This is a genomic window from Streptomyces sp. NBC_00448 (assembly GCF_036014115.1).
GTDB lineage: Bacteria > Actinomycetota > Actinomycetes > Streptomycetales > Streptomycetaceae > Actinacidiphila.
This window is the reverse complement of the sequence record NZ_CP107913.1, coordinates 4,622,157-4,638,743: the sequence shown is the minus strand read 5'-3', so window position 1 is coordinate 4,638,743 and position 16,587 is coordinate 4,622,157. Positions and strand designations below refer to the sequence as shown.

Here is a 16,587-nt window from a genome sequence, read left to right as displayed (position 1 = left end):
GGTGAGCGCCTCGGTCCGTCGCCTCAGGGGAGGAACCTCACCTCCGGGAAGGCCGGGCTCGGGCCGTCGAGCAGGCGCTGCCTGCGATGCCGCAGGTGCTGGTCGAAGAACGCGAGGGGGTACGCCTGCTGGATGCGCACGGCCCGGGCCGGGGCGAGGGTGCCGATCCAGCCCTGGAGATCCGCATCACTCATCCCGACGGCTTGTGCGAGTTGCGGGACCAGGACTTGGACGTCGCAGTAGGACGAGTGGATCGCGCCCTCCGCTTGGACGTTGAGCCGCCATCCCCGCAGATGCGACCACAGTTCGGCGACGCTCGGCTGCGTGGCTCGGGTGAACTCGGCGGTCATCAGCATGAACGGCCGGTCCAGGTCGGTGGTGACCGTCGGTTGCATCGGTCCGTCGAAGCTGAGCCCGGCCCGGACGCGCTGGTCCTGGCTCATCACGAGGGTGGTCGCCGTCGCGCCCTTCGACCAGCCGAACATGCCGATGCGATACGGGTCGAGGGCACCGAGCAGGCCGGCCGGCAGCGGCCGCTGCCCGGCGTCGGGATTGCGCCCGGCGGTCAGGTTCTCGACGCAGTCGAGCACGAACACGATGTCCGTTGCGAAGTCGGGTGCTCCCAGACCCGGGGTGTCGAGCGGAACGGTGAGCCGGCCGTCGGGGAACTCGCTGAACGCGTCGTACGTGTGGTCCACCGTGACCACCGCGTAGCCGTGGCTGGCCAGTTCCTGAACCACGTTGGTGGTGTCCGCACGGTGATCGTGCGCGCCGTGCGAGAACACGACGACCGGCAGCCGTCCGTCCGGCCGCAGCACGGGGGCGCCCCCGTGGCCGGCTGTGAGCGGAGCCATCGCGACGTCGGCCGGGAAGCCCGCGTTCGCGAGGAGCGCCCGTGTCACGGCAGGGGACGCATAAGGGGCCAGGGGATACCGCCTGGCGTTCCTGGCCGGGTACCAGACGCTGGCCATCAACTCGCGGTGGCGCCCGGGGCCCGCCACGGGGTCAGGACGCGAGGGGTCGACGAGATGCAGTTGTACGGTGCCCACCGGGTACGGTCCGGTGGGTGCGGGCAGGGTGAGCCGCACCGGGTTCTCGGTGACCGGAGCGGCCGACGCCTGGCGTGCGGCGCCGATCGGCAGGGCGACCCCGGCTGCCAGAGCGGCACCGACCAGGCGGCGGCGCGTCAGGTGGTTCTGGCTGGTGATCGGCGTGTTCGTCACGGACCCTCCCGGGTTTTCTGGGCGGCACCGGGCCACGCCCCGCGTTCGAGGTCGCCTGTCGGCCCGGCGGATTCCTGTTTCTGACCGGCTCAGCGGCTCGGCGGGGTGCGGCGGCCCTGGTGCGGGGCGGACATGAGGTAGGCGAGAACGGCCAGCACCCGGCGGTTGTCGTCGTCGGAGGGGACGAGCTCCAGCTTGGTGAAGATGCTGGTGCTGTGTTTGGACACGGCCTTCTCGCTGATGAACAGCCGGTTCGCGATGGCGCTGTTGGAGCGCCCCTCGGCCATCAGCTCGAGCACTTGGCGTTCCCGCTCCGAGAGCGTGGAGAGGGGTTCGCGTTCGCCGCGGCCACGGCGGCCGAGCAGCTTGACGACCACCTGGGGGTCCATGACGGTGCCGCCCGCGGCGACCGTGCGGATCGCGTCGACAAACTGGTCGTCGCTGAACACCCGGTCCTTGAGCAGGTAGCCGACCCCTCCGGCCTGGTCGGCGACCAGCTCCTGGGCATAGATCTGCTCGACGTACTGCGAGAGCAGCAGGATCGGCAGCCCTGGGATCTGCTCGCGGGCGGACAACGCCGCACGCAGCCCGTCGTCGGTGTGGGTGGGCGGAAGCCTGATGTCAACGATCGCGAGGTCGGGCCGGTGCTCCAGCAGCGCGTCGAGCAGGCCCGGCGCGCTGTCGGTGGCCGCCGCGATCTCGAACCCGCGCGCTTTGAGCAGCCTGACCAGCCCCTCCCGGAGGAGGAAGAGGTCCTCCGCGACGACTACGCGCACGGCACCTCCATGACCACGATCGTCGGTCCGCCGGACGGGCTGCTGACCGCCAGGATGCCGTCGAACGCGGCCAGCCGTCGCTCCACCCCGGCCAGTCCGCTGCCCCGGGTGGGATCGGCTCCGCCGACCCCGTCGTCGACCACCTCGATGCGCAGCAGCCCGTGCGTGCGGGCCAGCCGGATCTGCACGGCACGCGCCGAGGCGTGCCGGACGGCGTTGGTCACCACCTCGGCGATGGCGAAGTAGCAGGCCGACTCCAGCGGTGCGTCGAGCCGTTCGGGTACATCGATCTCGGTCCCACAGGGCAGCGGCAGCTCCAGCGCCAGCGCCCGGACGGCCTCCGCCAGGCCACGGTCGGCCAGCATCGGCGGGTACATCCCCCTGACCAGGCTGCGTAGTTCCTCCAGCGCCGCCGCGGAGGCGACGCGAGCCTCCACGACCAGCGCGGTGGCCTCGTGCGGACTGCTGAGGATCATCTCCTCGGCGACCCTGAGGTTCATCCCGATGGCGACCAGCCGCCCCTGCGCGCCGTCGTGCAGGTCACGCTCGATCCTGCGCAACTCGGCGGCCGCGGAGCTGACCGCCTCGGCCCGCGTCTCGGCCAGCTCCCGCACCCGCCGGGTCAGCGCCGGATCGGGACCCCGCCCGAGCAGCCGCAGGGAGTCCGGCAACACGGTCAGCGGCAGCAGCCAGAGCCCGAGGGCCAGCAGCACGGCCCCCTGGATCCCGCCGAGGACCGACGCGTGGTGAGCCATCTCCAGGGGGAGGGGCGGCGTCGGCCCGCTCGGGGAGCCGAACTTCTCCACCACCACCGAGGACGGCCCGAACCCGCCCTGGGCGACGTCGTACGCCCCGATCCCCACCAGGCCCAGGGCGGCCAGATCCGCCGCCGCCCGCGGCCACCGCACCAGCCCCAGCACGACGGCCACCAGCAGTGCCGGCCCCACCACATAACCCGTCGCCGCAGGCCCGATCCCGGTTCCCGGCGGCGCGCCCTGCCACAGATCGAGGCCGAGAAGGTCACCGGCCATCACCACGACGGCGGGCAGGAGCAGCGCCCAGCGCGCGGACCTCTCCGCGTCGGCTCCGGCCAGCCGCGCAGGCCCGCCGTTCGCCGGCCGGACCAGACCCGCCCCGGCGAAGGCGGCGAGCACCAGGATGCTCACGCTGCTCGCCAGGATGTTCAGCGCTGTCCGGCCCGAGGAGGCGGAATGCGTCAGCCAGTACGTCCCCACCAGCAGTTCGCCCGTCCCCACGGCGACCACGGGCAGTACCCACCGCCTGGGCGCGCGCGCCGACGGGAGCAGCACGGTGGTCAGCAGACCGGCCATCAGCAGCGCCGCCGGGAGCAGCCCGACGGGTTCCAGATCCGGCACGGTGATCATGTAGCCGGTCCCTCCGCGGCCGGGATTGTGCAGGGCGAGCAGCAGAACCGGCACGCCGCCGTACGCTGCCGCACCCACCAGCCCTGCGACGACCGGCCAGCCGATCCTCCCAACCGGTCGCGCGCCAACCGTCGTTCGGCCCCGCGCCTGCTCCGCCCTGAATGCCAGCACAGCACAGACCGCGGTCAACGCCACGATCACGCTTTGCGGCCAGGGCGTCCCGCCCACCGGAAACGGCCACATGTCCACCCCGTCCACCCCCTCGTCCCGTTGTCCAGGTCACGCGCCGTGGCCTCGTGACCATGCTGCTGGGAAGGGAATGGCAGGCGCCATGGACCGGAACCTACTTCTGAGGTGGGCAAACACCTACCTCTCCCCCGTCTTCGACGTATACGGTCCCGGACGCCACTGAATGAGACCAGAACCGAGACCGGGACCTACCCGTCTTCCCGCTGCTCCGGCGTACCTATACCGAGAGGTGCGGCGGGTGTTGGGCGAGGCGGCGGCCGAGCGGACGTACCTTCTGGGTGGATGGCCCGCGACAACGGCGAACGCGGTATCGCCGGCGCTACCTGACACACCCTCTGCGCGGGTCCGACGAGTCCTGCAATCTTGCCTTCGGCACCCACGTTCCGGCCGACCAGGCCACCCTCCCGGGCAACACCGAGGAAGCACTGGCTCCGGCCGGCCGCGCCGGACTCGCCAGGGGCGCCTCGCCGGCGTGCCTGGCTGATCCGTAAGTCTTTACCCGAGATCTGGGACGGCGCTGGCGTGGGCGGCAAGGACGCGCCAGGTGCCGTCAGCGTGAATCCAGGTGCGGGTGTAGCGAAGGCGCGCCTTGAACGGATGTCCTCCAGCGGTGCCCTCAAGCCCGGCCAGTACGTGGGTGATCCCGGTGGAGTCCACCACGGTCACGTGCAGGTCCTGCTGGTCGAAGACCTCGACGGCCAGGGTCCGGGACCTGTGCGCTCCCAGGTCCTCCTCCTTCGTCATGGTGCTGCCGTCAGGTCCCGTGTAGATGACACGGTCGTCCAGGAGCAGGTCCAATGCCTGCGCATCACCTGATCGAACAGCGGCCTGCAGCCTCTGCTCGGCATCGTGGAGAGCGGCTTCAAGAGCCACCTGGTCCATCCCCATCCCGATCCTCCTTGCCTTGCCGGCCTGCGAATCTTCAGCCGATCGCGACGGCACACGCGGCGCGGGTCCAACGGGCACCGCACCGACGGGGGTGACGGAGACCGCTGAAACGGCCATCGTCACACCGCTGACCAACCAACCGCACCCCGAACCATCACCACAGCACAAGACCTGCCCCGACCTGATCTCGGTCGGACTCGCGTCCTGACTGGTCGGCCCCGCGGAGAATACGGGATTCGAACTCGTGAGGGGTTGCCCTGGGCACGCTTTCCAACTGTTCGTGCGGCTGTCCGACGGAGTCCGTCAGCGTCCTGACCTGTGGAACGGCGACTGTTGCGGAAGCGCTTGGACTCCCGCGAACGGGGCCGAACGCAACCCAAACTGCGACCCTCGTCGAGGCCCGTCAGTTGTTCCAAGCTCTTGCGACGCGCACGCATGTAGGTGCCTGATCGGATACTTCCGCCCCACCCGCCACCCGTGGCGATGTCCCCTCCTCGTTGGGCACACATCTGCTTGGCGAATGCGTCGAGGTCGTCGATCACGAACAGGTCACTTCGCCAGGAGCCCGGCCATACGGCGAACAGCCGGGACTCCCCACTGCGAGCTCGCTCGTAGGCGCCGGTATCAACACCGTGAGAAACTCTTCCGTCACTGAGCGTTCTCAGCGCTGCCCGTCCAGGGTGAGGACGGCCTTGGCGATGACGGTCATGCGGTTCGGGCTGATCCGGGATCTGCGGAAGACCCGCCAGGATTTCAGCAGCGCCATGCCTCGTTCGACGGGTGCCCGGGACGCGGCCAGAGCCCGGTTGACGGTCTTCCGTGTTGGGGACAACTGCCCGCCAGGCGGCCGTCTGCGACCAGTGGGGACCCAGGGGTCGGCGCCCTGGTAGGCGCGGTCGGCCAGGACGGGAACAACCTGGCGTTCGCAAATCCGGATGATCCGGTGAGCGCGGGCCGCGGTCAGGTCGTGGCACCGGCCCGGCAAGGCCGGCGAGATCCACAGCACCTGCCCGATCGGATCGGTCGCGACCTGCACGTTCACGCCGTGGCGCCGACACCTCCGCTGATGAGTTGAGACTTCGAACACGTCCCTCAACGGCTCGGGGGCCTCGTGCGTTGCGTCCTCACCGCCGTCACCCCATCGGTGGCCACACTGAAAACGCGCAGTACTTCACTTGTGCCGATGCGCATATCTGGTACCGCGACAGGAGAAATAGCAGCTTCCTTGGTTGATTTATTCGCAGGGCGCTGAGGAACTCGAAGCGGACTTTATGCATGGTCGCCCACCCTGTGCTACCGTAAGCGTCGGTTGCAGTTGTGGTTCCCAATAGTTTCTAGTTCTTTCGCTGACCGGCGAATGTACTTTTATGTTCCGGTTCTTTCCGGATGGGGTAATCATCACGGCGACGCTGGGTTTGCACAGTGCGGGCCCAGGGCACCGCCCCGAAGGAGATATGACATGGCTACTGGCACCGTGAAGTGGTTCAACGCGGAAAAGGGTTTCGGCTTTATCGAGCAGGATGGTGGTGGCGCTGACGTGTTCGCCCACTACTCGAACATCGCTGCCTCCGGCTTCCGCGAGCTGCAGGAAGGCCAGAAAGTGAACTTCGACGTCACCCAGGGCCAGAAGGGCCCGCAGGCGGAGAACATCGTTCCCGCCTGACGCTGACGCGGCACCTCGAGCTGGGGCCCGCACCTGAAGGGGTGTGGGCCCCAGCTCGCTTGTTTTATCGAACTCTCCGCGTGACGGCGCGGCTCCACAGGCAGCGGAAGACGCCCACTTCGGTGGGGAACCCCGCAGCGGGCGGCGGCAGGACAAAGATCCTTCCTGGTTTTCGATCTCACAATTCTGATTACTTTCGACGGATTCCCGGAGTCCGCCGACGCGACGGGAAGACGCCTTCTTCCCTTTTTCGTTGTTCTTTTCTTCGGCTCGTATTTGCGATTCTTCACGCGGTTCACCTCCGCCGGGAATTCCTCGATACGCGCCGCATCGAGGAAGGTTCTGCATGAACCGCACTACTCGCACGAACGACCGTTACTCACGCGCCAGCGGCTCTGCCGGCTCCTCAGGGGGCGGCGGCTTTCGCTCGCGGTCCTCGCGCCCCTCGGGCGTGGGCCGTTCCGGTAACGCCGGCCGTGGTGGCTATGGGCGTCGCCCCGCGCCGCAAGGGGAGTTCGCGCTGCCGGTGACCACCACGCCGGCGCTTCCCGCGGTCGCGGCGTTCGCCGATCTGGACATGCCCGCTCCGCTGCTGGCAGCGCTCGGCGCCGAGGGCATGGCCGTCCCGTTCCCGATCCAGGCGGCGACGCTCCCCAACACGCTGGCCGGACGCGATGTGCTCGGCCGGGGCCGTACCGGCTCGGGCAAGACCCTCGCCTTCGGCCTGGCGCTGCTGGCGCGCACGGCCGGCCGGCGTGCCGAGTCCCGGCAGCCACTGGCCCTGGTCCTCGTCCCCACGCGGGAGTTGGCCCAGCAGGTCACCGACGCGCTCACCCCCTACGCTCGGCCACTGAGGCTGCGGATGGCCACCGTGGTCGGCGGGATGTCGATCGGCCGGCAGGCCGGAGCCCTGCGCAGCGGGGCGGAGGTCGTCGTCGCCACCCCCGGGCGGCTCAAGGACCTCATCGAACGCGGAGACTGCCGCCTGGACCAGGTCGAGATCACCGTGCTTGACGAGGCTGACCAGATGGCCGACATGGGCTTCATGCCCCAGGTCACCGAACTCCTCGACCAGGTACGCCCCGGTGGCCAGCGCATGCTGTTCTCCGCCACCTTGGACCGTAACGTCGATCTGCTGGTGCGCCGCTACCTGAACGACCCGGTCGTCCACTCCGTCGACCCCTCGGCCGGGGCGGTCACCACGATGGAACACCACGTGCTGCACATCCACGCCGCCGACAAGCACACGACCACCATCGAGATCGGCGCACGCGACGGCAGCGTGATCATGTTCCTGGACACCAAGCACGCCGTTGACCGCCTGACCAGGGACCTGCTGCACAGCGGGGTGCGTGCTGCGGCGCTGCACGGCGGCAAGTCGCAGCCGCAGCGCACCCGCACCCTGGAGCAGTTCAAGACCGGGCACGTCACCGTGCTGGTGGCCACCAATGTCGCAGCCCGCGGCATCCACGTCGACAACCTCGACCTGGTGGTCAACGTCGACCCGCCGACCGACCACAAGGACTACCTGCACCGCGGCGGCCGTACCGCCCGGGCCGGCGAGTCCGGCAGCGTCGTCACCCTGGTCATGCCCAACCAGCGCCGCGACATGTCCCGGCTGATGGCCGACGCCGGCATCAGCCCGCAGACCACACAGGTGCGCTCCGGTGAGGCCGAACTGAGCCGCATCACCGGCGCCAAGGCGCCGTCGGGCGTTCCCGTCACCATCACCGCACCGGTCGTCGAACGCGCCCGGCGCAAGGCAGGCCCCTCGCGCGGCCGGCGCAAGGCAGGCCCGTCGCGCGGCCAGCGCAGTGGCACCGCTCATGCCCGACGTGCCGCCGCCTCGCCCCGCACGGTGCCCGGAGCCTCCGGACGGAAGTCCTTTGCCGGCACCGCCGCCTGAGAAGCAGGCTCACCGACAAAGTCCGACCTGGTCGCTATGCGGTCAAGGCTCCACGTCAACCTGTGAGGCATCATGCGCTGTGTCATTGCCCGTTTCGCCTTCAACCTCGTCAAGAGCGAAGTACTGGAAGCGATGAGAGGCGTCAAGCCCGAAGCCGTGACCGGCGAGTCCGTGATCATCGGCCGCCGTACCTACCCCGTCAAGCAGGTCGGCGAGGTTCTCACCAGGCAGGATCGCCGTGACTTCTCCGCCGGCGAAGTCACGCGGGCGATGAGCCGTCTCGGCTTCACATGCCGCCCCGTTCCCGGGCTCAGCCCTGCCCCGCTCCTCACCGGGCTCCAGACGGCGGCAGCCCTGCTGGGAGCGCCGTCACCCGCCTGACCGGCTCGCGCGACATGTGCACCTGGGCAGCCCCTCCGGCCTCGGGGAACCCGAGTACTCCACCTGCGAAGAAACCGGCGCGGGCGCTGCTGGCGGGCGCCGCCTCGGCTACGTCCACGGGCAGGCCGATCTGGCACGAAAGCGGTCCCGGTACATAGCACCGGGACCGTCCCTTTCGGGCCGCCGCGCGTGAGAGCGGATGACCCTGTCCCGAAGACTACTCCGGACTGTTCCGAGGGCGCGGTGGTCAGTCCTTTCGGCGGCGGGCCAGTAGAGCCTCGCGGCGCTCTTCGAACTTCGTCGCCTGGTCGGCGAGTGCGTTCATGAAGACCCCGAGTTCCTCCTGCGCCCGCAGCCCCTCTCCGGTCAGCCCGGGGGCCTCGAGCACCTTGAGGTGGCCCAACACGGGTTGCAGTACGTCGTCGTGATGGATGCGGAGGTTGTAGATGCCGCCGATCGCCATCATGGTTGCTGCCCGCTCGAAGCCCGGGATGCCGTGGCCGGGCATCCGGAAGCCGGTCACGACGTCGGCGACGGCCCGCATCGTCTGGGCGGGCGCGATCTGCAGCGCGGCGGCCAGCAGGTTGCGGTAGAAGACCATGTGCAGGTTCTCATCGGTGGCGATCCGGGCGAGCATGCGGTCGCACACCGGGTCGCGCGAGTGGTGGCCGGTGTTGCGGTGTGAGATCCTCGTGGCCGGCTCCTGGAAGGCCACATAGGCGATCGAGTGCAGCGCGCTGTGGCTGTTGTCCGCCTCGAACCCCTCCGACATGTGCTGCATCCGGAACCGCTCCAGCTCGACGGGGTCCACCGCCCGCGAGGTCAGCAGGTAGTCGCGCATGGCGATGGCGTGCGGGTCTTCCTCGGCGGTCCACCGGTGCACCCAGGTGCCCCAGGCGCCGTCCCGGCCGAAGACCGTCGCGATCTCGTGGTGGTAACCGGGGAGGTTGTCCTCGGTCGGCAGGTTCACCACCAGCGCCGTCCGGCCGATGCCCGAGACCTTGGACTGCCCCGGCTCCCAGGCATCGCCGCCCATCACGCCGTCGAAGTTACGGCCGTCGCTCCACGGCACGTACTCGTGCGGCATCCATTCCTTCACCGCTCTCAAGTGCCGGTTGAGCTCCGCCTCCACCACCTCCTCCAACGCTCAGAGCAGCTGGATGTTGCTCCAAGCCTGAGCCTGCGAGCTGTGGGGGCGGGAGAGGGCAGTGGTCACGGAGGCTCCTGCCACGGATCGTAGGGATCTACGGGAACGTAGGTTGCGGCGGACCGTAACCTACATGGTGATCTCCCGGTCTGCCGGGCCAGCGCCGCCTCATCAAGCAGGGCGCCGACGACGGGACCTTGACGGCCCGGCAGCCCGTATACCGTCGATGACGGCCGGAAGATCCGCAACGGCATGGCCCACGGCCGCACCGGGCACACGACGATGCCTCTGGCCATGGCGGTCCCGATGGTGACCACCTCGTTCGCGATCATCACCAAGTCGTGCGCGTCGCCTACCCGATGATCACGGCTCGGTAGCGGCGCCGGACGAACCGCTCGCCGCCGCTGTTCGCTACGCGGCGGCGGTCGGTGTGGCCAGTAGACGGCGCGGGGACGGCCTGCGGGCGTGCCGGTAGAGTGCGGCCTCTTTTGTGGTGGCGGGGCGGCAGGCGTCGTGCACAGCGCGGCAGTTGCCGCGGGGCACATGCGGGCAGGGCGTTCTTGTCAGTTCCGGGCGCGGTCCTTGGCTGTCCGTTGTCGTTGTTGCCGGCCTGGTCCGGCGATGGGTTCACCACAGCCCCCGCGACCGTGTCGGCCGCGGCAAAGGGCCCGTTCTGGCGTACGGGGACTCCGGGGGCGCTGGTGATGCGGGTGTGGTAAAGGCGGCGTGGGTGGGGCTTGGAGGGGTGGCCGCTGCGGTGTGAGGCCAGGAGTGCGCCGACGGCGGCGGATGCCGCGAAGAGGATGAGGCTGGCTAGGGCGAAATCTTCCCTGGCGGCGGGGGGTGTTGGGGCCGGGCGGGGGTCTGCGTGGTGGTGGGTGGCTGCGCGGGGTGCGGTGGCGCGGGCGAGGCGGTTGACCATGGGCCAGCCGAAGCCTCCGGTGCCGCCGTTCAGGTCGGGGGTGCGCAGGCGCGGGGCCTGCGGGCTGGGGTCGTCGACGGCCACCTCGATGAGGTCGGGGTCGGCGGTCAGGCGGAGGGTGTAGGTGCCGCCGCCGTGGCGTAGGGCGTTGGTGACGAGTTCGGAGACGACCAGGACGACACTGTCGGCCGTTTCCGGGTCGACGGCGGTCTGGCGGAGGGCTTCGAGGAAGGCCCGGGTGGTCTCGCGCGCGTGGGCGACAGCGGTCGCCGGGGGGCTGGTCGCGGCGTCGACGCGCATCGTGTCCATCAGGTTCCCCCCTGGTCTTGCTTGTCAACGCCCGATCCTGCCAACCCGACCCGTCTGCCCCACCCTGCGCCTCCTAACCCGGCAGGGAGGCCCGATTACCTCGCCACCGGGCACGCGAAAATCTGTGACGGCTGGAGTAGACATTGGGCGGTGGTGTGGTTATGGTTTCTCTTGTAGCCGAGATCAGCAGGGCCCGGCAGAGACGAACTGCCGGGCAGCAGTACCCGCAAGTGCAGGACGGTGCGGTGGTGGAGTTCCGAAGCCAGAGCGGTTGCCTGACGGCGACGGAACTGACGACCGGACCGGGTGGCCCGCAGTAATCAGGGGCCGCCAGCGGTAACGCAGTCGCAGTTCAGTGAGTGCAGTTCGCAGTACCCAGCAGTGAAGTTCAGTGAGCAGCACCTCGGTAAAGGCGTCGGCTGCGGGCGCGCGTACCGGGAAGTTCGGCAGTGGGGTTCCAAGCCAGAGCAGACGCAAGACAGGCGACGGGGCTGGCTGCCGAAGGGTGGCGCTTGTTCAAGGCCACGAGCAGTTCGCATCACCGGAAGTACCCGCAGTGTGCAGTGCCCGATTGGTAGGTAGTTCATCCAGAGGGAAGAACGGAGGAGCCGACGCGCCATCAGGATCGCCCGGGCGGAGTGTTGAGCCCGGGTACCGCAGGACATCGATAGTGAGGTGGTCTCCGGTCGAGCAACCGCGATCCCCGCACACGCCGCCACCCCCCCTGCGGCGGTGCGGACACAGTAGGCCGGCGCAGTACTAGGGCCGGCAGATGGTGTTGCAGTTTCCTTCGGGGCCCTGGTGCCAGTACGGCACCAGGGCCCCTCCAGCGCGTTCCACAGAGAGGCAAGATGACGGCAGACACCACGAACGGCCGGCTCGACGACGACGACTACCCCGCCTACACCATGGGCCGGGCCGCCGAGATACTCGGCACCACCCAGGGCTTCCTGCGCGCCATCGGCGAAGCCCGCCTGATCACCCCGCTGCGCTCCGCCGGCGGACACCGCCGCTACTCCCGCTACCAACTGCGCATCGCCGCCCGCGCCCGGGAACTCGTCGACCAGGGCACCCCGATCGAGGCCGCCTGCCGCATCGTGATCCTGGAAGACCAGCTCGAAGAAGCCCAGCGCATCAACGCCGAACACCACCGCGCCGCATCCCAGCACACGGTGGACAGCTGACCGGGTGCCCCCGGCATCGCACCGATACCGTACCCTTCCACCAATTTCGTAATATGAGCGCATGATCGCTGAAGATTCCCAGTCGCCGGCATGCGGAGGGGAGCCCCGGCACCTGTCCGCTGCCACACCCGACACCTTCCGCGCACCGGCGGTCGATTCGCCTGCCGGCCCGACCGGCCGGCTGATGGCCGGGCGGACAGCCGCCGGCCTGGAAGGCAGAGCGGAGCGGGCGGCGACCGCGGTGAAGCCTCGGATGCGCGGCTGGCTGCATGCCGGGATGTTCCCCCTCGCACTGGCCGGCGGCATCGTCCTGATCGTCCTTTCGCGTTCAGCGGCGGCGGTGGCGGCCTGCTCGGTGTACGCGCTGTCGGCCTGCCTGCTGTTCGGCACCAGCGCGCTGTACCACCGCGGCACCTGGGGCCCGCGCGGGGAGGCGGTCCTGCGCCGGCTGGACCACGCGAACATCTTCCTGATCATCGCCGGCACGTACACGCCCCTGGCGGTGCTGCTGCTGCCCGCCCGCCAGCAGGTGGTCCTGCTGTCCCTGGTGTGGGCAGGGGCCGCGGCGGGTATCGCCTTCCGCGTCTGGTGGATTCGGGCGCCGCGCTGGCTGTACACCCTGTGCTACATCGCCCTGGGCTGGGCAGCGGTCTTCTACCTTCCCGACTTCGCGCGCACCGGCGGCACCGGGGTCGTCGTCCTCGTCCTGGTCGGCGGCCTGCTCTACACCGCGGGCGCGCTCGTCTACGGACTCAAACGCCCCGACCCCTGGCCGAACTGGTTCGGCTTCCACGAGGTCTTCCACACCCTCACCATCGCCGCCTTCACCGCGCACTACACCGCCATCCTCCTGGCAGCCACATGACTGGTGTTCGGGGCCTGCTCAAGCGCACAGCGCACACGGGCAGGCACTGGCCCACACAGTCCAAGAGGGCTGGTGGACCGGGTTGGCTGCGGGGTGCAGGCCGGGGCCCCGTGGTGCAATATGACCTGTCCGGTGCCGGGCCTGGCACCGGACTTTCGCGCATCGGGGCCGGAGTCTTGACGGCCATCGAGCAGTGAGGAGTCGCCGTGACCGCAGCGGGGCCGGACGGGGACGGGAGCCGCCGGGGCAGGGCGATGGCTCTGGCGGGGGCGTTGGAGGCGGCGGAGGCCGCTCCGCCTGTGGAATCGCTCGATGTGGTTGCGCGCATGCTCAAGGAGCGCCTCGGGGCCGCGTCGGTGTCGTTCCTGATCACCGACTTCACCGGCGGCTCGGTCGTACGACTGGGTGCTGCGGGCAGTGTCGAGACCAGTGAGCCGGCCCAGCGCATCTTGCTGCGGGGCACCTTGTACGACGACGTGATCCGCACCCAGCAGTCGGCTGTCGAGGACAGCGGCCGGGGGACATATACGCGGGTCGTTGCCCCGGTGACCAACCGGGGGGACGCCATCGGGCTCCTGGAGCTGTTCCTGCCTGCGGCGCCGGACGCGGAGGTGATGCGGGAAATCGGCGAGACCGCGCACGCACTGGCATACATCGTCATCGCGAACCGGTCCTTCACCGACGTGTACCAGTGGGGCCGTCGTACCACCCCGCTGAGCTTGGCCGCGGAGATCCAGCATCGGCTACTGCCGGCGTCGCTGGCGTGCGAGGCGGCACAGTTCGCCGTTGTGGGGGCGTTGGAGCCCGCCGACCTCGTCGCGGGCGACACCTTCGACTACGTGATCGACCGGGACAGCGTGCAGCTCTCCGTCACGGACGCCATGGGTCACGACGTCGACGCCGCGCTGCTGGCCACCCTCGTGCTGGGTGCTCTTCGCCGGGCCCGGCGGGCGGGCGCCGGCCTCGACGAACAGGCCCGCCAGGCCGACCAAGCGGTGCGGGACCACGGCGGTCAGGGATACGTCACAGGCCAGCTGCTGCGTATCAGCCTGCTCGACGGCGGGACGGAGTTCATCAACGCCGGGCACCCCTGGCCGCTGCGGATGCGGGACGGGCAGGTGCGGGAGATCGCCCCGGAGGTCGATCTGCCGTTCGGCCTCCAGGCCCCGCATGCCTACCGGATGCAGTCGTTGGACCTGCGGCCGGGGGATCGGCTGGTGATGCTGACGGACGGCATGCTGGAGCGCAACGTCGCGAGTCTTGACCTGATGGACCTGATCGCCGGAACCCGCGCGCTGCATCCCCGTGAAGCCGCCCGCACCCTCATCGGGGCGATCATCGACGCCGCCAGCGGTCACCTGAAGGACGACGCGACCGTCATGTGCCTGGACTGGCACGGCACCGGCCACTCCCAGCGCGACGCCAGAACCGGCGCCGACCTCACGGACGCCTCACGACCGTCAGGGACGGGACTGCCCACTGCCGGGTGATGACTCGGGGCCCGCATGGCGCGGTCGAAACCACAGAACTCGCCCCTGCGGCGCCCGACCATCTCGCCAGGCAGGCGACCCGACTCGTCGACGCGCATCAGAAAGACGGGGACGGCGAAGCACTTCGTGGAATCGTCGTCGAAGGACTGCGGAAGGTCTGTTTCAACGGCAACGGTGTCCGCGCCCAGAGCCGGGAAGTTGCCATCTCCGACATCGACATCTCGTTCTGACCGGAGGAAACCCTGACCGTGCGTTCCGCCCCTGTATGCGGGCAGGAACTCGAAGCCTGTGTGGGGACTGTAATCGTTCGGCCCTGTCTCACTTTCGGTGGTGACGGAGGGTGCTGTTATCCGAGGAGGACGCGGTGGCGGAGCAGGGCGAATCCTGCTCGCCCGTGCATCTGGCGCGCGATCCGTTTGGTCTTGGTGTTGACGCCCTCGGTGGGGCCGTTGCTGTACGCGAGCGTGAGCCCGGCGATCGCGGCGTCGAGGTTGCGGTCCAGGCCCCGGGTGAAGGCGTGCAGGTGAGGCAGGTCGGCCGCTCGGATTTGGGCGATCCAGGAGGTGAGCGCGTCGGCATGGTCGGCATGCGGCGCCAAGAGCGGGGCGAAGTCTGCGATCGCCTCTGCCAGTTGGGTCATCTCGGGGCAGGCCGCGGTGGGCTTGGCCAGGAGTTCGTGTTGCTCGGCCTTGAGGTTGTCCGGCCTGGTGAGGAGCATCCGGGCGAGGCGGCGCGGGGAGATGTGGCTGCGCTCGGCGTCCGCACGGCCCTGGTTGATGTACTTGTGCAGGAGGTTGAGGCAGCCGGTGAAGCCGAGGGCTTTGATCTCGTCGAAGAGGTGCTTGACGGGGACGGCGGGGTCCTCGGCCCGGCGTTTGCGCAGGTGGTCGCGGTGGGGGGCGATGAGGCCGGCGCGGTATTTGGGGACGCGGAGCATCCGCTCGGGCCGGTCGGCTCGGGCGTAGCGCTTGAATGGTGTTCAGGGCCAGTTGGAGGCGACGGGCACATTCGAGCAGGCCCACGCCCTGGTCGAGGAGACCGTGGACCTGGTGCCGGCGTTCCAGGGTGGTCTGTGCGCGGGGCCCGTCGTAGATCGGTGCGTCCAGGACGGTGGCCCAGCACGTGCTGTGTGCCTTCATCTCGCTCAGGGCTGCTTCGCACAGGTTGTGCCACAGATGCCGGCGGTCAGCGACCTGCACCGCGTAGGGCAGAGCCCGGCGGATCGCCTGCGCATAGGTGGCCGGGCCGTCACGGCAGACGACCTCGACGTTCGGATGCCCGCGCAGCCACGCTTCGAGGGTGTCGGCGGTGCGGTCGGGCAGCACCTCGATCCGCTCATGGGTCTCGGCGTCGATCACCACAGTGGCGTAGCGGTGCCGCCGGCGCAGGGCGAAGTCGTCGACGCCGATCACACGGGGCGTCCGCCCGGTGGGCAAGGGGATGTTCAACAGGGCGCGCAGGGCCGTATGACGCGAGACGCCCACCGCGAGCACCGCCAGCAAACGTGATCCCGCCCGGCCCGCTAACTCCTTGACCACGGCCTTGACCTGCCTGGTCAGACGGGCCGTGCGCCGTTGGTATCGCTCCAGGACGCCGGGCACCTGCTCGCGGAAGGTGTAGCGGCAGCCGGACGTAGGACACAGCAGACGCCGCACCCGCACACGGACCACCACCCGCCGGCCGTCGAGCGGCACCAGAAGATGTGTTTGAGGGCGGTTGCGAGCGCACCATACGCGGCCGGACTGATCGGCTTCGTGGGCATCGGCTCAGCTGCCACGTTCCTCTACCTTCTCGCCGCGGGTCGAACGAGGACCTGCTCCTTCAAGCAGACAATGCTACTTGCCTTCTGGGCTCGCCGATGAGCTCCAAGGTAGAGAAGCGCAGCCTGGCGGACGGTGAAGGAGCCCCTCGAAGGTGGACAAAGGAGCATCCGACAAGCGTGGGTCTCGTGGGGCTGCGGGTTCGAGCGCTTCAGGTCTCGGCAGGGCGCTTCGCTGGCAGCAGCGTCCTCGGGGGTCGACCGATCTCCGGCGGGTTCGCCTCCAGCCGCCGATCTCAAGGACTGCAACCCAAACTGCAACCCTCGACGGCGTAGGGCCCCACTGCGAACGGTGGGGCCCTTCGACGTCGTGCCCGGTGAGGCACTGGCGGAGGATACGAGATTCGAACTCGTGAGGGGTTGCCCCCAACACGCTTTCC

Annotated in this window: 13 protein-coding genes and 3 pseudogenes; 7 read left to right on the top strand and 9 right to left on the bottom strand. The window is 69.4% G+C overall.

Going from position 1 to position 16,587, the window contains the following annotated elements; genetic code table 11:
- Nucleotides 1-23: 23 nt before the first annotated feature.
- The 5 genes and pseudogenes from OG370_RS19595 to OG370_RS19575 form a co-directional block, all read right to left on the bottom strand.
- The gene (locus OG370_RS19595) at nucleotides 24-1,223 is read right to left on the bottom strand and encodes an alpha/beta hydrolase family protein (RefSeq protein ID WP_328466027.1); all 1,200 of its coding nucleotides are present in this window, start codon (nucleotides 1,221-1,223) and stop codon (nucleotides 24-26) included.
- An 89-nt stretch (nucleotides 1,224-1,312) separates the two neighbouring features.
- A complete protein-coding gene (locus tag OG370_RS19590; protein WP_328466025.1) occupies nucleotides 1,313-1,999 on the bottom strand; it encodes a response regulator transcription factor in 687 nt (228 codons plus the stop codon).
- Nucleotides 1,990-3,438 carry a sensor histidine kinase gene (locus OG370_RS19585; RefSeq protein WP_328466023.1) on the bottom strand — a complete coding sequence of 483 codons (1,449 nt, stop codon included), beginning with the start codon at nucleotides 3,436-3,438 and terminating at the stop codon, nucleotides 1,990-1,992. Before OG370_RS19585 ends, OG370_RS19590 begins: the two co-directional genes overlap by 10 nt.
- 690 nt (nucleotides 3,439-4,128) lie before the next feature.
- Complete coding sequence (locus OG370_RS19580; RefSeq protein WP_328474250.1) at nucleotides 4,129-4,515, bottom strand: nuclear transport factor 2 family protein; 387 nt, start codon at nucleotides 4,513-4,515, stop codon at nucleotides 4,129-4,131.
- Between the two features lie 667 nt (nucleotides 4,516-5,182).
- Nucleotides 5,183-5,575 (bottom strand): annotated as a pseudogene (locus tag OG370_RS19575) (transposase family protein); the annotation flags it as partial.
- Nucleotides 5,576-5,980: 405 nt separating this feature from the next.
- On the opposite strand from OG370_RS19575, the gene OG370_RS19570 reads away from it, so the two are divergent.
- The 3 genes from OG370_RS19570 (at nucleotide 5,981) to OG370_RS19560 (ending at nucleotide 8,471) form a co-directional block, all read left to right on the top strand.
- A complete protein-coding gene (locus OG370_RS19570; RefSeq protein ID WP_319684733.1) occupies nucleotides 5,981-6,184 on the top strand; it encodes a cold-shock protein in 204 nt (67 codons plus the stop codon).
- A gap of 346 nt (nucleotides 6,185-6,530) precedes the next feature.
- Nucleotides 6,531-8,090 (top strand): DEAD/DEAH box helicase, encoded by a 1,560-nt coding sequence (locus tag OG370_RS19565; RefSeq protein WP_328466017.1) that lies wholly within the window; start codon nucleotides 6,531-6,533, stop codon nucleotides 8,088-8,090.
- Nucleotides 8,091-8,162: 72 nt separating this feature from the next.
- Nucleotides 8,163-8,471: an SCO5918 family protein gene (locus OG370_RS19560; RefSeq protein WP_328466015.1), complete on the top strand. Its 309-nt coding sequence runs from the start codon at nucleotides 8,163-8,165 to the stop codon at nucleotides 8,469-8,471.
- A 247-nt stretch (nucleotides 8,472-8,718) separates the two neighbouring features.
- On the opposite strand, the gene OG370_RS19555 is transcribed toward OG370_RS19560, so the two are convergent.
- The 3 genes and pseudogenes from OG370_RS19555 to OG370_RS19545 all read right to left on the bottom strand — a co-directional run.
- Nucleotides 8,719-9,615, bottom strand: a complete 897-nt coding sequence (locus OG370_RS19555; RefSeq protein ID WP_328466013.1) for an acyl-ACP desaturase — start codon at nucleotides 9,613-9,615, stop codon at nucleotides 8,719-8,721.
- A gap of 68 nt (nucleotides 9,616-9,683) precedes the next feature.
- Nucleotides 9,684-9,950: a hypothetical protein gene (locus tag OG370_RS19550; protein ID WP_328466011.1), complete on the bottom strand. Its 267-nt coding sequence runs from the start codon at nucleotides 9,948-9,950 to the stop codon at nucleotides 9,684-9,686.
- 560 nt (nucleotides 9,951-10,510) lie between these two features.
- Nucleotides 10,511-10,849, bottom strand: a pseudogene (locus OG370_RS19545) (ATP-binding protein); the annotation flags it as partial.
- Nucleotides 10,850-11,700: 851 nt separating this feature from the next.
- On the opposite strand from OG370_RS19545, the gene OG370_RS19540 reads away from it, so the two are divergent.
- The 4 genes from OG370_RS19540 to OG370_RS19525 all read left to right on the top strand — a co-directional run bounded on the left by OG370_RS19540 (nucleotide 11,701) and on the right by OG370_RS19525 (nucleotide 14,618).
- Nucleotides 11,701-12,033: a helix-turn-helix domain-containing protein gene (locus OG370_RS19540; protein ID WP_328466009.1), complete on the top strand. Its 333-nt coding sequence runs from the start codon at nucleotides 11,701-11,703 to the stop codon at nucleotides 12,031-12,033.
- 61 nt (nucleotides 12,034-12,094) lie between these two features.
- Nucleotides 12,095-12,898: a PAQR family membrane homeostasis protein TrhA gene (gene trhA, locus OG370_RS19535; RefSeq protein ID WP_443060707.1), complete on the top strand. Its 804-nt coding sequence runs from the start codon at nucleotides 12,095-12,097 to the stop codon at nucleotides 12,896-12,898.
- Between the two features lie 254 nt (nucleotides 12,899-13,152).
- Nucleotides 13,153-14,388 (top strand): PP2C family protein-serine/threonine phosphatase, encoded by a 1,236-nt coding sequence (locus tag OG370_RS19530; RefSeq protein ID WP_328474246.1) that lies wholly within the window; start codon nucleotides 13,153-13,155, stop codon nucleotides 14,386-14,388.
- The gene (locus OG370_RS19525) at nucleotides 14,385-14,618 is read left to right on the top strand and encodes a hypothetical protein (protein ID WP_328466006.1); all 234 of its coding nucleotides are present in this window, start codon (nucleotides 14,385-14,387) and stop codon (nucleotides 14,616-14,618) included. Before OG370_RS19530 ends, OG370_RS19525 begins: the two co-directional genes overlap by 4 nt.
- Nucleotides 14,619-14,734: 116 nt before the next feature.
- Here OG370_RS19525 and OG370_RS19520 read toward each other — a convergent pair.
- Nucleotides 14,735-16,082: pseudogene (locus tag OG370_RS19520) on the bottom strand (ISL3 family transposase); the annotation flags it as partial.
- Between the last annotated feature and the right edge of the window lie 505 nt (nucleotides 16,083-16,587).

Coding starts and splice junctions, on each gene's coding strand:
- OG370_RS19570 (WP_319684733.1), top strand. CDS start 5,981: ATGGCTACTGGCACCGTGAAGTGGTTCAACGCGGAAAAGGGTTTCGGC.
- OG370_RS19540 (WP_328466009.1), top strand. CDS start 11,701: ATGACGGCAGACACCACGAACGGCCGGCTCGACGACGACGACTACCCC.
- OG370_RS19580 (WP_328474250.1), bottom strand. CDS start 4,515: ATGGACCAGGTGGCTCTTGAAGCCGCTCTCCACGATGCCGAGCAGAGG.
- OG370_RS19550 (WP_328466011.1), bottom strand. CDS start 9,950: ATGATCGCGAACGAGGTGGTCACCATCGGGACCGCCATGGCCAGAGGC.
- OG370_RS19560 (WP_328466015.1), top strand. CDS start 8,163: ATGCGCTGTGTCATTGCCCGTTTCGCCTTCAACCTCGTCAAGAGCGAA.
- trhA (WP_443060707.1), top strand. CDS start 12,095: ATGATCGCTGAAGATTCCCAGTCGCCGGCATGCGGAGGGGAGCCCCGG.
- OG370_RS19565 (WP_328466017.1), top strand. CDS start 6,531: ATGAACCGCACTACTCGCACGAACGACCGTTACTCACGCGCCAGCGGC.
- OG370_RS19530 (WP_328474246.1), top strand. CDS start 13,153: ATGGCTCTGGCGGGGGCGTTGGAGGCGGCGGAGGCCGCTCCGCCTGTG.